The 17,202-nt window shown below is 42.7% G+C and carries 16 protein-coding genes; 5 read left to right on the plus strand and 11 right to left on the minus strand.

Annotated features, from left to right (window positions below):
• Position 1: 1 nt before the first annotated feature.
• Entirely contained in the window at positions 2 to 532 is a 531-nt protein-coding gene (locus GUA46_RS02950; protein ID WP_176619226.1) for a lipid-binding SYLF domain-containing protein, read from the minus strand.
• Positions 533 to 630: 98 nt separating this feature from the next.
• On the minus strand, positions 631 to 1,239 hold the full coding sequence (locus GUA46_RS02955) for a DinB family protein (protein ID WP_176619227.1): 609 nt from the start codon (positions 1,237 to 1,239) through the stop codon (positions 631 to 633).
• Positions 1,240 to 1,514: 275 nt separating this feature from the next.
• On the opposite strand from GUA46_RS02955, the gene katG reads away from it, so the two are divergent.
• From katG to GUA46_RS02970, 3 genes are all read left to right on the plus strand, one after another.
• Entirely contained in the window at positions 1,515 to 3,740 is a 2,226-nt protein-coding gene (gene katG / locus GUA46_RS02960; protein ID WP_218109499.1) for a catalase/peroxidase HPI, read from the plus strand.
• A gap of 95 nt (positions 3,741 to 3,835) precedes the next feature.
• A complete protein-coding gene (locus GUA46_RS02965) occupies positions 3,836 to 4,312 on the plus strand; it encodes an ankyrin repeat domain-containing protein (protein WP_176619228.1) in 477 nt (158 codons plus the stop codon).
• A 1-nt stretch (position 4,313) separates the two neighbouring features.
• Complete coding sequence (locus tag GUA46_RS02970) at positions 4,314 to 5,090, plus strand: amidohydrolase (protein ID WP_176619229.1); 777 nt, start codon at positions 4,314 to 4,316, stop codon at positions 5,088 to 5,090.
• On the opposite strand, the gene GUA46_RS02975 is transcribed toward GUA46_RS02970, so the two are convergent.
• Together GUA46_RS02975 and GUA46_RS02980 are read right to left on the minus strand one after the other, a co-directional pair.
• The gene (locus tag GUA46_RS02975; RefSeq protein WP_176619230.1) at positions 5,074 to 6,693 is read right to left on the minus strand and encodes an Ig-like domain-containing protein; all 1,620 of its coding nucleotides are present in this window, start codon (positions 6,691 to 6,693) and stop codon (positions 5,074 to 5,076) included. The genes GUA46_RS02970 and GUA46_RS02975 overlap by 17 nt on opposite strands.
• A gap of 65 nt (positions 6,694 to 6,758) precedes the next feature.
• Complete coding sequence (locus GUA46_RS02980) at positions 6,759 to 7,454, minus strand: ComF family protein (RefSeq protein WP_229418419.1); 696 nt, start codon at positions 7,452 to 7,454, stop codon at positions 6,759 to 6,761.
• A gap of 48 nt (positions 7,455 to 7,502) precedes the next feature.
• On the opposite strand from GUA46_RS02980, the gene GUA46_RS02985 reads away from it, so the two are divergent.
• Both GUA46_RS02985 and GUA46_RS02990 read left to right on the plus strand, forming a co-directional pair.
• Positions 7,503 to 8,399 carry a coiled-coil domain-containing protein gene (locus GUA46_RS02985; protein ID WP_176619232.1) on the plus strand — a complete coding sequence of 299 codons (897 nt, stop codon included), beginning with the start codon at positions 7,503 to 7,505 and terminating at the stop codon, positions 8,397 to 8,399.
• A gap of 36 nt (positions 8,400 to 8,435) precedes the next feature.
• Positions 8,436 to 9,977, plus strand: coding sequence for a glycine--tRNA ligase (locus tag GUA46_RS02990; RefSeq protein ID WP_176619233.1), 1,542 nt, complete (start codon positions 8,436 to 8,438; stop codon positions 9,975 to 9,977).
• 101 nt (positions 9,978 to 10,078) lie between these two features.
• On the opposite strand, the gene GUA46_RS02995 is transcribed toward GUA46_RS02990, so the two are convergent.
• The 7 genes from GUA46_RS02995 to GUA46_RS03025 form a co-directional block, all read right to left on the minus strand.
• Positions 10,079 to 11,746, minus strand: coding sequence for a formate--tetrahydrofolate ligase (locus GUA46_RS02995; protein WP_108245826.1), 1,668 nt, complete (start codon positions 11,744 to 11,746; stop codon positions 10,079 to 10,081).
• A gap of 100 nt (positions 11,747 to 11,846) precedes the next feature.
• Positions 11,847 to 12,362, minus strand: coding sequence for a DUF3124 domain-containing protein (locus GUA46_RS03000; RefSeq protein WP_176619543.1), 516 nt, complete (start codon positions 12,360 to 12,362; stop codon positions 11,847 to 11,849).
• A gap of 114 nt (positions 12,363 to 12,476) precedes the next feature.
• Complete coding sequence (locus GUA46_RS03005; RefSeq protein WP_108245827.1) at positions 12,477 to 12,959, minus strand: GyrI-like domain-containing protein; 483 nt, start codon at positions 12,957 to 12,959, stop codon at positions 12,477 to 12,479.
• Positions 12,960 to 12,965: 6 nt separating this feature from the next.
• Entirely contained in the window at positions 12,966 to 13,313 is a 348-nt protein-coding gene (locus tag GUA46_RS03010; RefSeq protein WP_108245828.1) for an iron chaperone, read from the minus strand.
• Positions 13,314 to 13,363: 50 nt separating this feature from the next.
• Positions 13,364 to 15,388 carry a TonB-dependent receptor family protein gene (locus GUA46_RS03015; protein WP_229418420.1) on the minus strand — a complete coding sequence of 675 codons (2,025 nt, stop codon included), beginning with the start codon at positions 15,386 to 15,388 and terminating at the stop codon, positions 13,364 to 13,366.
• Between the two features lie 66 nt (positions 15,389 to 15,454).
• Entirely contained in the window at positions 15,455 to 16,561 is a 1,107-nt protein-coding gene (locus tag GUA46_RS03020) for a Gfo/Idh/MocA family protein (protein ID WP_176619235.1), read from the minus strand.
• Positions 16,562 to 16,598: 37 nt separating this feature from the next.
• Positions 16,599 to 17,159 carry a cysteine hydrolase family protein gene (locus tag GUA46_RS03025; RefSeq protein ID WP_176619236.1) on the minus strand — a complete coding sequence of 187 codons (561 nt, stop codon included), beginning with the start codon at positions 17,157 to 17,159 and terminating at the stop codon, positions 16,599 to 16,601.
• Positions 17,160 to 17,202 lie beyond the last annotated feature (43 nt).

The raw sequence follows: 17,202 nt of genomic DNA on the forward strand, positions 1-17,202 counted from the left end.
TTTAAAATGCCTTGTAACTAAATTTTTGTCCACCAACCGAAGCATCGGCCATAAGACCAGCTTTTGGAAGTGCAAAAACAGCTACGCCATCTTTATATTTGGCATTAAAGGCGATGCCTGATTTTAAGGCAACTGCGGAGGTTTCTGCTGCAAACTGGAACTTCTCGGTCTTAAAGCGTTGCAAATCCACGTCGGTTTCAAAGAAAATTACTTCGATGATGGCCTGTCCACCAGCCTGAAGGCCAATGTTCAATTTTTTAAGGTCGGCCATACCTACAGCGGTGCCATTTTCGTAAACCACACCGTTACCGGATGCGCCACCGATAATAAAACCGCCTTTACCAACATTGGGGAATATGACATAACCGGCAGAATTCTCAAAAAAACCGTCCAAGCTAGGACTGGTTTCCAATAAAGTGGATTTTGCCTTTTCAGCATCGGCCATTATTTTTTCATCCTTTCTACTTTGGGCCGATATGGAAATGGCAAATAGAAAAATGGTAAGCATCACAACTGAATGTATCCTTTTCATAATATCTTATTTTAGGTTATCCAAAATTAAATAAAGAACCCCTTCCTGTCTGGAAAGGGTTTGCTAATTATTGTTAAGGAAAGCCTATAATTTATCCATTACATTTGCGGAAAATCCTCATCTTCTATCACCTCCTCCATTTGTAGCACGTGCCTTTCCATATGTCCTGCGATAAAAACAATGAGCTGTGCGGCGTCTACAGTGCCAAAAGGTAGTTGGGCGTAACGGTTTCTTAAATCATCTTCGGTAGTTTCAACATACTCCATAAGTTCTTGGCGAATGGCAAGCAACGCCGCCAAGGCTTCTTCCGTGGACCCGTACTGTCCACTTGGCTCAAAGGGTTCGGATGTTTTTACTTTTTGGCTTCTGTCCGCGACCATGGGCATGATTTGGTCATCCTGAAATACTAGTGAGTCTTTTAGGGAAGGGTTAGGGCCGTCAGCCACACTTTTATGTACCGATTCAATGAACATTTTTTCGGTCAGAGCAAGGTGTTCCACGTTTTCGGCAATGGACCAAGAGGTTGGGTCGGGCTTGTAGTCGAGCTGTTCATCGGAAAGTCCATCCAATACTTGTTTCATGTGTTCTCGACTTTCTGTTAAATGTTTCATGATCCATTCTTTGTCCTTTGGGTCAAGTTGTGTTCCTGGATTTTTGGTAAAACCGAAAAATAGAACAATGGCTAAAGGGAAGAGTAATTTTTTCATTTGTAATGGCGTTTTTATTTTTTTATACAGTTTCTTAATAGTTAGTACTTTAAAGATAATTCAAATAGTAATATCAAATAATAAATTAACGAATGAGTAAAGAAATCCTTAAATTTAGGAAAGCATGCAGATGCGTCCAGCACACACATTATTCAGATGGATTAAAATAGATGATGACTATTATTTAATAGTATTTTAATATCGATTATCTATTGTTTGGAAAGTGAATCATGTAATTTTACAGAAGCTATTAATTAACACAGAACTATAATATCATGAGTAAAGAATTGGCTAATGGTGCAGATGAGGGCATGTGCCCTTTTCTGAACGGCGAACTGAAACAAGTGGCCGGAAGCGGTACCCAAAATCAAGATTGGTGGCCCAATAGGCTTAAATTGGAACTTTTGAGCCAGCATTCAAATAAAATAGATCCATTTGGAGAGGAATTCAATTATGCGGAGGAATTCAAAAAACTGGACTACGCAGCTTTGAAGAAAGATATTTTGGACATAATGACCGATTCAAAGGATTGGTGGCCGGCTGATTTTGGAAGTTATGCCGGATTGTTCATACGTATGGCTTGGCATAGTGCAGGAACGTATCGCGCCGGTGATGGTCGCGGAGGAGGAGGACGTGGTCAGCAACGTTTTGCACCGTTAAATTCCTGGCCGGACAACGTGAGCTTGGACAAAGCACGTCGACTGTTATGGCCCGTTAAACAAAAATATGGCAAGAAAATTTCTTGGGCAGACCTAATGATATTGGCCGGAAACGTGGCCTTGGAGTCCACAGGGTTCCGAACTTTTGGTTTTGCAGGAGGTCGTGAGGACGTTTGGGAACCAGACCAAGATGTGTATTGGGGAAGCGAAACTGAATGGTTGGCCTTGAGCGATACACCAAATAGCCGTTACTCCCACAATAAAGAGGAGCGTGATTTGGAAAACCCATTGGCCGCAGTTCAAATGGGATTGATTTACGTAAACCCAGAAGGCCCTGACGCAAATCCCGACCCGATAGCTGCAGCACACGATATAAGGGAGACCTTTAAGCGTATGGCGATGAATGATGAGGAAACCGTGGCGCTAATAGCTGGCGGGCATACCATAGGCAAGACACATGGTAATGGAGATGCAGAGCAGGTAGGTGGAGACCCCGAAGGAGAGGATTTGGCATTACAAGGTTTTGGATGGGTCAATAAAAATGGTACAGGAAAGGGCTCCGATGCCTTTACTTCCGGATTGGAAGTGACGTGGACGTCTACTCCGGTACAATGGAGCAACGATTTCTTTAAGTTCTTGTTCAAATACGAATGGGAATTGACAAAAAGCCCTGCAGGAGCACACCAATGGGTGGCAAAGGATGCTGATGCCATAATTCCCGATGCTTTTGGAGGACCTAACAAGAAACCGACCATGTTGACTACCGACCTGTCGCTTCGTTTTGATCCCGAATATGAAAAAATTTCTCGCAGATTCATGGAGGACCCACAAGCCTTTGCCGATGCGTATGCGCGTGCATGGTTTAAGTTGACCCACCGTGATATGGGACCACGTTCCCGTTATTTGGGTCCAGAAGTGCCAAAAGAGGAGCTAGACTGGCAAGACCCTATTCCAGCAATCGATTATACTTTGGTAGACGATGCGGATGTAAAAGAGTTAAAGGAAAAAGTATTGTCATCTGGTCTACCCATTTCTGATTTGGTGTATACCGCTTGGGCGTCGGCTTCCACTTTCCGTGGCGGCGATAAGCGTGGCGGCGCCAACGGAGCTCGTATCAATTTAGAACCCATGAATGGTTGGGAGGTTAACAAGGACACTGGTAAAGTAATCTCTGCACTTGAAGGTATCAAAAATGAATTCAACAAAAATGCCGGTGGAGGGAAGAAAATTTCCTTGGCTGATATGATTGTGTTGGCCGGTAGTGCAGCTGTTGAAAAAGCAGCCAGTGATGCAGGCTTTTCGATTAAGGTGCCATTTAACCCTGGCCGTAATGATGCAAAACAAGAGCAGACCGAAATAGAGTCCACCAACTATCTTGAGCCAAAGTACGATGGTTTTAGGAACTACGTTAAGGAAGGGGTAAAAGTACAGGCAGAACACCTTTTGGTGGACAAAGCTCAATTGCTTACTCTTACTACACCCGAAATGACGGCTCTAGTTGGAGGATTACGTGTATTGGGCGCTAATTTTGATGGTTCAAAGAAAGGAGTATTCACCGATAGAGTTGGTGTGTTGAGCAACGATTTCTTTGTAAATCTATTGGACATGGGTACGCAATGGGAAGCTATAAATGAGGAAAAATCGTTATACGAAGGAACCGACCGTGAGTCTGGCGAAGTAAAATGGACCGGAACACGTGTGGACTTGGTATTTGGTTCCAACTCTATATTGCGTGCCGTAGCCGAAGTTTATGCAGCTGAAGATGGAAAACAAAAATTTGTTGAAGACTTTGTAGCAGCATGGACCAAAGTGATGAACCTAGATCGCTTTGATTTGGATTAATCCATTCGAAGCAAAAAATAGAAAAAGAAAATTAATTGCAAATGCTGCCATGGCCCACTCGGTTATGGCAGTTTTTTTATAACTTTCAATCACCTATGAACAATAAAGAAGAACTCTTTAACCAGATACGAAACGGGAACTCACAAGCTGTAGAGAACCTGTTGAACAACAACCCAAAATTTTTGGAAAGCAAAGATCAAAGAGGCTCTACCCCATTGTTGTTGGCCGCTTATTATGGGCATGAGGACATTGTACAATTCTTGCTCGACAAAGGTGCCACAGTAGATGCCTTAGATAGTTCCGGAAATACCGCGCTAATGGGCGTTTGCTTCAAAGGATACACGGATATCGCAAAAAAGTTGATTGATGCCGGAGCCAATGTGAGTCAAAAAAATGCAATGGGCGCCACCTGTCTTATTTATGCCGTAACCTTCAATAGGAAAGAGATTACCGAACTATTGTTGGAACATGGGGCAGATGCCACGGTTAAAGACGCCAGGGGAAAAACTGCTATGGACCTGGTAGTGGAACAGGGAAATACAGAACTGGAAGAACTTTTAAAAAAATACTAAGATGTCCACAACTTTGAACCTTGCTTTGATTCAGACCGATTTGTACTGGGAAGACCCGATAAGCAACCGAAAAATGTTTGAAGAAAAGATTGAGGGCATTCCGGACGATGTGGATTTGATTGTACTTCCCGAAATGTTCACCACAGGTTTTACCATGAAGCCTGAAAAAATTTTACTGCCCGAAAGCAAGGGAACACTCGATTGGATGAAAAAAATCGCCCAAGAAAGCAACACGGCGCTTATCGGAAGCATTGTTTTTCAAGAAAGCGGAAAGTTTTTCAACCGATTGTTCTTTGCATCCCCCAATGGAACAGTAGCAGCCTACGACAAAAAGCACACCTTTACGCTGGCAGGTGAAGATGAGGTATACGAGGCAGGCCGTGAAAAGCTCATATTTGAATATAAAGGCTTCAAAATTTGTCCAATGATCTGTTATGATCTTAGATTCCCGGTTTGGTCCAGAAATCTGGAGGATTACGATGTACTGATCTATGTGGCCAATTGGCCAAGTAAGAGAATCAATGCCTGGGACACACTACTAAAGGCAAGGGCCATCGAGAATATGGCATATTGTGTTGGGGTAAACCGAACTGGTACGGACGGTTTGGATTACGAATATCCAGGGCATTCAGGAGTTTATGATGTACTTGGGGAACCACTGGCCTTCTCCGAAAATGAAGAAATTTTGTATGCTACCTTGAACAAAGAGCATGTTACATCTACCAGAAAGCAACTACGATTTTTAGAGGACCGCGATAACTTTAGTTTGATAGGATAAAGGTTTCCTCCTTTTCCCAGTTCGCCCTAATTTCAATAGTTCCGGGATAGTAGCTAATTTCTTCAGGCTGCCTTTTTTCAAGATAATTTCCCGTATCCAATTTCCCGTTACCGTTTTCATCAAAAATAACACGGGCAACATAATTCCCCGGATTCAAATTGTTGAACTCAAAAGCTTGGGGTTCGGTGGCAAAAATCTCCCGTTGTACCTCACCCTTTTCATTGGTTAGCTGAACAATTACAGGGAAAGTAACGTTTCCGCTCAAAATCATTGTTAAATTACCGTAATCTGCAAAGCTACTGGTGGATAGGTTATAGGCCAAAGAATCGTTTTGGATGCCAAAGAAGTCAGTTATCGCGCCCGGTAACAACGAAAAGGAATATTTTTGGTTGGGCTCCGTTTCAAAATCAAAATCTATCTTATTGCGAAGGGTATCCAGTTCGTAAGTATATGCAGCAGGGATGGAATCGCTCACCATTAGGGATATGTTGCTGGTGTCCATAGCAGCAATCGGCGTATTGGCCAAAATGCTGAACGTGTCCTCAAAATTGAACTTTCCGTTCACCGAGGCTGATAGTTTTAAGGAATCCATGGGCAAGTTTCGCATCTTTACCGTGAATGTATCCAGCACCTGAACCTTATCATTCCTTACCGTAAAAATAATGGAATCCAAATCCGTTGGCGTAAACCAGTAATTTAAGGTGTCCTTGGCCCTTTCTTTTAATATGGTACTGCTTACCGAATCGGGCAAGGTCGTCAAGGTTTCAATCACCATATCCCTATAATCACCTTGATAACCAAAAATGATTTTGTTGTTCGCCGCCAAACTGGGCACAGAAGGTTTGTAATTCAATTGCTCACGAAACAGGTTTAGTCCATAAATAGAATCGGTGGGTAGCGTTATGGTGTCCTCGATAAAGCCAATCTTATCCTGTCCTTGGTCGAACATATTGTTTTTGTTCACATCCTTCAATCCGAATAGGGCATACTTTCCTGCCTTTAAGTTCCTGAGCTCAAAAAATGGAAGACTATCACCCGTGTTGGTGATGTATAAGGGTGGTTGTTTGTAAATAGTGGAATCTGTGTAAGCACTGTCTATTTCATACAGCATTACACTGATAAAATCATCTGCTTTTCTGTTTATCGCATCTTTTACCGCACCGGTCAGGGTAAGAGAATCCAAATAGTCGCCAGTCGAGAAAACGTAGCTTAAGAAGCTATTGGGGTTGCCTTCGTTGTTGTCCACAATACTTTGTCCAAAATTAATGGTGTAGGTCGTGTTTTCGCGGAGCGTATCCTTAATTATCACTTCAATATACTTGCTTGGACCTCCCATGGGAGATATTGTGGCCGGGTTTTTAAATGGAGGTGATACCACCAATTGGTTTTGCACATCTTCCAGTTTGATGAGCTCATCAAAATAGAGACGAATTTTTGTTGCCTTAAAATTAGTACTGAAGTTTTTAGGTTCCGCCCGAACCAATTTAGGAGGTGTAATATCTTTGGGTCCACCGCTCGGGGAACCTCGTTTGGCACATTGCCAAAGGGCAAGCACCATAAAGGTAACAAAAAGAAGTCCCAACAGTTTTTTTAAGTACACCATGCCTAAAAATAATGTGGAACAAAGAAACAACTAATTTGAAAACTTGGGCCTCGCATTAATAAATTTTAACCCTCTGGCACAACGGCCATGGTCAATACCGAAACCGATACGCCCTTTTGTTGTAGAAGTGTTTTGGTACAAGATTCAATGGTGGCTCCCGTGGTAATCACATCGTCCACCAAGAGCACATGTTTAAATTTCCGGTGGTTTGATGCATTTAAAGTAAAAGCATCCTTTGAGCTTTCCCAACGGCTTTGCCTATTCTTTTTGGTAAGGGTCTTTATGTTTTTTGTTTTGATCAGCCAATCATCGCAATAAGTCGCGCCAATTTGTTCTGCAATGGTTTTGGCAAACAGTGCCACTTGGTTGTAACCGCGTTTGTTTAGTTTTTTTGGATGAAGAGGTACAGGTACTACAGCATCAATATTGTTTAGTTGCCCATTTTCCATTAAAAGGGCACCACACCATTCCCCAAAAAAGCCTCCGATTTCTTCCTGATTCTTGTATTTTAACCAGTGCAATAAATTTTTAACAAGGCCATTTTTTGTAAAAAAAACAAAAGAAGCAGCCTTTTTTATCGGGATTCTACCATAAAATCTACGGTCCACTGCATTTTCTTCCAGATAGTTATGATCGGTGAGTGGCACATCATGTCGACAAACGGCACACAAAATACGTTCTCCACTAAATAATTGGGTATTACATCCAAAACATACCCTTGGCAATAGGATGTTGTTAATCTCGTTTATTATCTTAGCCAACCTTTTTGGTGTCAAATCTTATACAATTTAGAGTAGTCTGTCAACCCCATGAACTCCCAAGATAATAATTTCAACTACAAAATTATCTTTGCCGCAATGGCAGCGGTCATTGTGGGTATACTTATTGCCTTTTATTACAGCTATGCACAGTCCAAAAACCAAATGATCTACCTAGAAGAGGAAAAAGGGCTTTTGGTAAAAGATTTGACATTGATGAGGGCTGAGGTCGACCGGTTATCGGGATTGAACGAGGTGAACGAAATTGAGCTACAGACATCACGTTTTCGGGTACAGCAACTTCTAGACTCGGTAGGAAGGTTAAACTTTAGTATTACCAAACTGAAGGACACTAGAAAAGAACTACGAAAATTGGAATTGCGTTTTGACAGTCTTAAGCTCAAGAACAACTTTTTGCGCTATAACAATAGTTTATTGGCCAGCAAGTACGATGAAACCATCAAACAACTGGAAGAACTTCGGGGCAGGGCCAACAATATGCAGCGAACGGAATCCTTGCTTCGCGAAACCAATAAGGAGCTCACTAAGGAACTCCGTATCAAAAGTTATCTCAAATTACAGGATGCTGAAGGAAGCGGATTTAGATTAAGGGCGGGCAGGCCCATCAAAACGAACAAGGCTTCAGTAATCGAGAAGTTGAGAGGATGTGTCACCATTTTAAGCGACGCCAGTTCTCGAGGGGACATAAAGGTGCTATATCTACAATTTTTGGACCCCAATATGGCCATTATCGAGGACAATGCCAATACCATTTCGGTTAGCGGGAATACCTATAGCAAAAAGGTAGAGATTGTTTATACTGGAAAAGAGATCAGTATTTGCGATGCCATCACCGTTCCAGAGGGCTCGTTGGCCGAAGGAATTTATACCCTGAATGTGTTCGAGGACGAAAGATTGTTGGCTTCGACTGAATTTCAGCTGAAATAGCATACTACTTTTTAGGTAAAATTCTATTTTTGCCCAATGGCAAATCAGGAAGACATTTTTAAGAAGGTTATCTCCCACGCGAAGGAGTACGGTTATGTATTTCAATCTAGTGAGATCTATGATGGACTTAGCGCTGTTTATGACTACGGACAGAACGGTGCCGAGCTAAAGAAGAACATTCGTGAATATTGGTGGAAGGCCATGGTGCAGCTCAATGAGAACATCGTGGGTATTGATGCTGCCATATTTATGCACCCCACCACATGGAAGGCCTCTGGCCACGTGGATGCCTTCAACGACCCTTTGATAGACAACAAAGACTCCAAAAAAAGATACCGTGCCGATGTCCTTATCGAGGACTATGTTGCCAAAATTGAAGCTAAAATCGATAAGGAAGTTACCAAAGCAGAAAAACGTTTTGGTGATAGCTTTGATAAAGAACAGTTCCTGACCACCAACCGGAGGGTGATGGACTACCAAGAAAAGGCCGATACCATCTTAAAACGTATGGGTAAATCCCTTGCCAATGAGGATTTGGCCGATGTTAAGGCTTTGATAGAGGAATTGGAGATTGCCTGTCCACTTTCTGGATCTAAAAACTGGACCGACGTAAAACAGTTCAATTTGATGTTCGGCACCAAGTTGGGAGCTTCTGCAGATAGTGCGATGGACCTTTACCTTCGCCCGGAAACCGCGCAAGGTATATTTGTCAACTTTTTGAACGTACAAAAAACCGGAAGGATGAAGATTCCGTTTGGGATTGCCCAGACCGGTAAAGCCTTCCGTAACGAGATTGTAGCCCGTCAGTTTATTTTCCGAATGAGGGAGTTTGAACAGATGGAAATGCAATTCTTTATAAAACCGGGCACCCAAATGGAGTGGTACGAAGCTTGGAAAGAAAAACGAATGAAATGGCACCTTTCACTGGGAATGGGCGAGGACAACTATCGCTTCCATGATCATGAAAAATTGGCCCACTATGCCGATGCTGCAGCTGATATCGAATTTAAGTTTCCGTTTGGATTCAAGGAATTGGAAGGAATCCACTCCCGTACCGATTTCGATTTGGGCAAGCATGAGGAATACTCAGGTAAAAAACTACAATATTTCGACCACGAAGAAAACAAGAGCTACACCCCTTATGTTTTGGAAACTTCCATTGGTTTGGACCGTATGTTCTTGGCCGTATTCTCCAACTCGTTGCAAGAAGAGGAATTGGAAAATGGCTCCACTCGTACTGTGTTGAAGATTCCAGCAGTTTTGGCACCAAACAAAGTTGCCGTTCTGCCCTTGTTAAAACGTGACGGATTACCAGAAGTAGCACAAAAATTGGTCGATGAGTTAAAATGGGATTTCAATGTGGATTATGATGAAAAAGATGCCGTAGGTCGTCGTTACCGTCGTCAAGATGCGGCTGGAACGCCTTTCTGTGTTACCGTGGACCATCAAACATTGGAAGACGATACCGTGACCATTCGCCACAGGGATACCATGGACCAAAAACGCGTGAAACTTTCAGAGGTGAAAGATATCATCTCCAAAGAAGTGGACATGCGTTACTGGTTACAAAAAATCTAATTTGTTAAATTTCGTAAAGGTTGTCAGGTCGAGCGAAGTCGAGACCTGTTTTCAGTATTTTAACTCAATAATCGTTCGAATCCGAACGAGATGGTAGGGTGTTAGAACAAACCTGTAATTTCCCCGTCATCGTTTATATCGATACCTTCGGATGAGGGGCGCGTTGGTAATCCTGGCATACGCATGATGTCTCCTGTGATAGGGATTAGGAAGCCAGCTCCGACCGCTATTTCAATTTCCCGAACGGTAATGATAAAATCCTTTGGCCTGCCCAAAAGTTTTGGATTATCGGATAACGATTTTTGCGTTTTGGCGATACAAACTGGTAGATGATCTAGTCCTAAATCCGTTATTTTACGCAAATTAGCTTTCGCCTTCGCGGTATAGTCCACATATTCCGCGCCATAAATTTCGGTCGCAATAGTAGCAATTTTATCGGTTACGCTGCTATTCCAATCGTAAAGAGGTTTAAATGATGATTCTTTGGATGATACGATATCGACGACCGCTTTGGCGAGTTCCTCGGCACCTTCACCTCCCTTGGCCCAAACATTGGCCAAGGCCACCCGTATTCCTTTGGACGCTGCCAATGCCTTGACAACGGCAATCTCTTCCTCCGTGTCAGATATAAATTTGTTGATGGCGATTACAGGCACCATTTTAAACTTACCGATATTTTCCAAATGCTTTTCCAGATTAGGAAGTCCTTTTTTCAAGGCTTCGACATTGGGTTCCGTTAACGATTTTAAATCGGCTCCTCCGTGATATTTTAGAGCTCGAATTGTAGTGGTGAGTACAACAGCTTTTGGAGTTAGGCCAGCACTTTGACATTTGATATCAAAGAATTTTTCGGCTCCGAGGTCAAAACCAAAACCAGCCTCGGTTACTGTGTAATCAGAATAGGACATTCCCATCAAGGTGGCAATTACGGAATTGGTCCCCTGTGCAATGTTGGCAAATGGTCCACCGTGAATAATGGCCGGGTTTCCTTCAATGGTCTGCACCAAATTGGGTTTTATGGCATCTTTCAACAAAGCGGTCATGGCACCCTCAGCTTTCAAATCTTTTGCGTAGATAGGTTGTTTATCGTAGGTATAGCCGACAAAAATATTTCCTAATCGCTTTTTTAAATCGCTCAAACTTTCCGCCAAACATAAAATCGCCATAATTTCAGATGCTGCGGTTATGTCGAAACCGGTCTCTCTGGGCACACCCGAAGTAGTACCGCCCAGACCTACGATTATTTGACGCAAGGAACGGTCGTTCATATCCATAACGCGTTTCCAGCCTATAGTTCTAGGGTCCAGTAACAACGAATTGGTCTTACTTTGGATATTATTATCGATAATCGCCGATAATAGGTTATGTGCTTTTTCTATGGCGGAAAAATCGCCAGTAAAGTGCAGATTGATGTCCTCCATGGGCAACACTTGGGAATACCCGCCTCCCGTGGCCCCTCCTTTGATTCCGAACACAGGGCCCAACGAAGGCTCGCGCAATACTACGGTAGATTTTTTCCCCAATCGGTTCAAACCTTCGGAAAGACCGATGGACATAGTGGTTTTGCCCTCACCGGCAGGGGTCGGGGAAATGGCCGATACCAAAATAAGGTTGCTGTTCTGTGCTTTTTCCCGATTTATGGCATTCAGGGGAAGTTTGGCCTTGTATTTTCCATACAATTCAATATTGTAAGGGTCGACACCAAATTTTTCAGCAATGGAGGAAATATGTTGCAGCGAAACGCCTTTGGCGATTTGTAAATCTGTCATAGTAAATTCTTATGTGTACATGGAAAGGAATTTCCAAAATGTATCTACAATATACTATAATCGGTTGAGTAAAACTATGACATTTGTGCATATAGAGAAGCTATTCCACACGTTTGCCCTCTGTGGTAAAAGAGAGTCCTTGTTGGCCAGAGGTGGAAATCATAACACCTTCAAAATAGGGTTCGTGAGAGGAGGGCTTAATGGACCATTGGAATAAAAAGTTGGCTCCTGTTCCTCCGGAACGGTCCTTTTCATCGATAACGATTTCTACAGTTTCCATTGGTTTAATATAGATGGTTTCGTCAAAATATGTCCTGATAGGGTTACCCTTGGTATCAAAATACTCTGCCTTATTGATGTAAATCGTGTCCCTTAGATTGGTGTTTCGCATGCTTATGGTGCTCGTAAGATTGTGGGTGCGGTGTTCCGTTTCACTGTAAATTTCGGAGTATACGGATAGGTACGATGTTCCGCTCATTAATGAGTCTTGAACTGAAATGGTGGCAGTTCTGTTGCTCCAGTTCACGGGGTCAATGGAACTTACCTCTTTCTGTGCTTTTTCGGTACAGGAAAAAATCAATAGTAAAACTATAAGAGAGACAAAATTTCTAATCATATACTTGGCAAAAGGATAACTAAGATACGGATTACGGACCAATGCCTTGTAACGTATGATCATTGTTTTTGAAAACGACTTCTCCTAGCACTTTGAAATGGGCTAAACGATTTTTTATTTTTTCTTGATAGGAACCCAAAACTCCTCCTCAGAATCTGGATGTTCCCCTTTGTATTTGTCACCCATTAGTGCAAAATAGGGACGGCTGTCCATTTCGTATTCCGAATTTGGAAGCCATTCTCCATACATATATTTGAAAGTTTCCATGCCCTCGCTGGGTTTTCCTTTGTATGGAAACACGGCATACAATCCTTCGGGAATTATAAGGGTGTCCATGCCATTGGGAACCTTGTCTATTTTGGTAACGGCAATGGCTGCCCACTTTTCAAATTCTTGGGTTGGGTCAAAATTTTGAAAAAATGTTGTAGTTGGGTATATTTCAACCGCATAGCTTTTATTATGGATAGTGTGCTCTATTTCTTTTTTACGGGGTGAAAAGCTTTTCCATAGTTCAAAGGTATTGTTGTGAGCAAAGGAGGTGATTGACTTTTTCCCAACCAAAATAGTTTTGGGCAGTATTTCTATTCGTGGATGCATGAAATTTTATTTGGCCTTAGCATTTTCCTCAACCCTAAACTTAACGATTTGTTCAATGAGCTCGAAAGGAATGGGTTGGTCCAGAGGAAACTGCACCGACCCTTTTCCTTGCTTGTATTTAGAAAGCTCATTTTGAAATGCTTCGTGCCCAGAAGGTGTTGCATAAAAACCGATATGATTTTTGTACCCTGCAAAGTATACGAGCGGCTTTCCATTGGTTTTATAACCCGGCATACCATAAGCCATTTTTTCAATGGCTTGGGGCGCTATGTTTTTAATGATAGCCCGTACTTGTTGAAGTTGCTGTTGAACTTCTTCGGGGAATTTGGAAATGTATTCATCTATTTCATTCACGGTCAGCTCGTTTTGGGTCTTAAAGATAGGTCAAAAGCGTCAACGTGAAACTAGAAGACATAGTTCAATTGTAGGCCTCCAAAATAATTTCGTCCATTTCCAGGATAGTAATATCTAGGTTGTGCCCCTCCAAATCCAACAGCGTTGATCAATACGGACTGGGCATAATTGATATCAAAAATATTATTGATGCCCGCGTTCATCCCCAGACTTATATTGGATGAAAGCGATGTTCGAAACCCCAATTTGGCGTGGAACACATTAAAGGCATCACTGGTGATAGAATTGGAATCCGTCATGGGAATCTCATCCACAAACTGATGGGTCAGGTTCAATCTCAGACCATTGGAATGCCTAAAATCTATTCCTGAGCTCAATCGGTTCTTCGGTACCCCGGTGAGGGGATTGCCCGAGTAATCGTTGTCACCGTCCACAAAATCCACAAAGCTATGGTCGTTCAGGGTATAGCTGAGATAGGGTGAAAAAGTGATTGCTGGAGATAGCTTTCCTCTATACAGTAAATCAACCTCCACACCTTGATGGCGTGTTTTCCCCGCATTCCTTCCTATGTATTGGTCTTCACCGACCCGCTGGGCCACCAAAAGGTTTTTCACGTCCATTCGATATGCCGCAAGGTTGACCGATAGTTTTTTCTGCAGTAGCATCCAATCGGTACCAAGTTCATAGTTAGTTCCTGTTTCTTGGGCAATATCCGGGTTGATGACACCTCCAGGGGTCAATGTCTCCTCTAAACTTGGGTTGGAAAATCCCCTACTGACATTGGCATAGATGCTTCCATTTTTGATTTGATAGGAGAGCCCTGCGTTCGGAAGCAATATGGCATCAAAATCACGCTTGGCCGAGGCATTGTCCGATCCATCGCCGAAGAGGTCCCTAAAATCATAATGGGTTTTGTTCCAATTAAGGCCCACTTGGCCGGAGAGTCTTTCAGTAATAGGATATGTGAAGGTTCCAAACAGGTTGAACTGTCTCCTAAATTCAGAATTGTCGCTAAGTTGTGAGCCTTGCAGGCTTCCATTACCGTTATTTTCCTGGTAAAGGTTCTCAAACGTTCCCCAATGGTACTCGTCCCTATAAAACTCGCCACCGAAACTGATATCCGCCTTTCCCCAATTGCCCGTAAAATGGCTTCGGAAACCATAACCATTGGTGAATTCGTCCAGAATGTCAAACGGTCTGGGTTCGTAATGATCCAAATAGGTGTAGAAGACACTGGTAGTGTTCTGTAACTGCTCTGAAAATTGATAAGAATGCGATAGGCCTGTCAAAATATACTTGTTGGCTTCGTAGCCCTGAGATTCAAACCAGTTCGAAGGTGCCCGCGTAGGGTCTTCCTCAAAATCGGTAAGATTGATGGAACTCGGTATATGCGCCGTGTAGTCGATATAGTTAATTAAAAGGGCAAGACTGCTTTTTTGTCCCGTTCGCAACTTGGTGTTCAAGAGCAGCCCATCACGTTGGAACTGGCTGTTCTGTCGGTAGCCATCGGTTTCCAAATGGTTATAGCTAAGGGACATGTCAAGGCCATCCTCCGAATGGGAGAAGGTCAGGTTGTCCTTGAGCATATTGTAGGACCCGATTGTGAACGAATTGATAAGCTGGGTCCTATTTTGAACGGACGCTTTGGTGTCCAGTAAAATAGCGCCACCCAGATTGGCCCCGAATGCTGAAGCTTTTGGACCTTTGATAACCTCTACCGCGCCTAGATTCTCAAAATCGAAGGCTTCGATAGTAGAGGAGCCTGTTCCGTTCGTCACAGGAATTCCATTAAAGTACATTCGCAACTTGTTGGTGCCATACGGTGTTCTGGCGCCCATGCCCCGTACGGTAATACGGTTGGTGTTGATGGCTCCGGAAAGAATGTAGACCCCGGAAATTTGGTTGATAGCCGATGGAATATCAACAGGGTTGAACCGTTCAAAAGTTTGTCCTGCTATTTTGGAAGAGATCGTTATGCCCGTGGCTTTTTTGGGGATGGCATCTTGGGTCAGCACCACCTCGTCCAAACGGGTTATGGAATCTTTCTGGGTATCTTGCGCTATCATATCTGCCATGATAAGGAGAAATAATGCACAGGGTAAATATTTCATAGAATTTAAGGGAATCGTTAGCAAAATAAATTATTTTTCGAGGAAGATAGTAACTCCTTTTTCAGCACTTTCACGAGCGGCATCTAAAATTTCAATGACCAGCATATTGTTTTCTAAAGAAGAAAGATCAAATGGCGCCATATTGATAGAACCGTTCACTACGCCTGCCAAAAATGAGAATCCATCAGTATAAGGAGCAGGTCTTTTGGGCAGGGTCATTTTCTCTTCTTGAAAACCATCATACCCTTCTGCCATACGAATTCTTAGGTCCTTGCCGTTATCCGCATAGATGGCTCCCGTTAGTCCGTACAGTTCCATGTCTTTTCTTCCTATGGGCCAGTTCCAAGAAGGCTCCAAAATGGCCTGTGAATCATCGTAGGTAAGGATAATGGTGGCATCATCATCAACTTTTGGATTATTTTCCGATTGTATTTGTTGTGTGACGGCGGTAACGGTATTGGGTCTTTTCCCTTTTTTAAGCCATGTCACCAAATTGGCTCCGTAACAACCAAAGTCCGTTATGGCACCTCCCCCATTCAAAATAGGGTCTTGGAGCCACTCCAAAAACTCTTCGTTTACACCAATTTTTACAGGTCCTCGATGACCATCACGAACAATCACTTTTCGTAGTGCTCCAATTTTTCCATTGTCCAAAAGGTCTTTGGCCCGGTGGTTGGTAGGATACCATGTTGTTTCGTAATTGGTGAGTAAATGTATGTTGTGTGCCTCGGCTAGGTCTTTCATCTTTTTGGCATGTTCCATACTAACGGCCAAAGGCTTTTCCACCATTACGTGTATTCCTTTTGGTGCGCAGATTTGAACTACTTCCAGGTGATCATATATGTTGCCAAAAGCGGTCACCGCCTCTGGCTGGGTGGCAGAGATCATTTCTTCCAGACTGTTGTAGACCAAATCCATGGAAAGCTCATATTGATCAACATATTTTTGGGCAAGTTCGTGATTGGGCTCGGCAATGCCGACAATTTTTATATCTCCAATATTTTCACGGCCTAAAATAGAATGTACATGGGTGTGCGTGAGTCCAGCAATACCAATTTTAAGAGGGTCTGATTGGCCAAATAGGGGTGTGTTTGTAAAAAACAAACAAGACAAAAAGAAAAAGACTGATCGTGCCATATGGATTACTGGATTTTTAATGCTATAAAAATAGTGACTAAATGTTAAGTTCAAGTTTGCCCAACAAGGTATCGGTATCCATGATGGTTGCGAATTCATCTTTTAAGTTGGCGAGTTCCGAATGAAAAATTACCTCGGCACTATAGGCATTGCCATCATATCCTATTTTATCAAAAGCAGCGGTTGCATCCGAGACCAAAATTACATTAAAACCCAAGTTGGAGGCCATTCGAACCGAAGTTGAAATACAATGCTCAATAGTCAGTCCTGCAATTACCACATCTGTTATGTGCTTTGCTTTTAGATTTGCTTCCAAATTTGTTCCAATGAATGCACTGTTCACATTTTTTTCAAAAACCGGCTCACTGATCAATGGACGTACCTCCGGATGGAAATCATTGCCCATTTTGTTGGGATATAGCGGTGAATCGATATTGGAGGAATTATGCTTTACATGAAAAACGGGCAAACTTTTTGTTCTGAAAAACCGCAATAACTTCCCGCAATTTTTTTCAGCATCCAAATTGTTTCGCTCCGTGCCATAAAATGAGGTTTCTTGAAGCCCTTTTTGGACATCGATCAAAACAAGTGCGGTCATGAGGATGAAATTTGCCTAAAATTAAGGGAAATCTTTAAGAAAG

The sequence above is a fragment of the Flagellimonas chongwuensis genome (genome assembly GCF_013376415.1).
Taxonomy (GTDB): Bacteria; Bacteroidota; Bacteroidia; order Flavobacteriales; family Flavobacteriaceae; genus Flagellimonas; species Flagellimonas chongwuensis.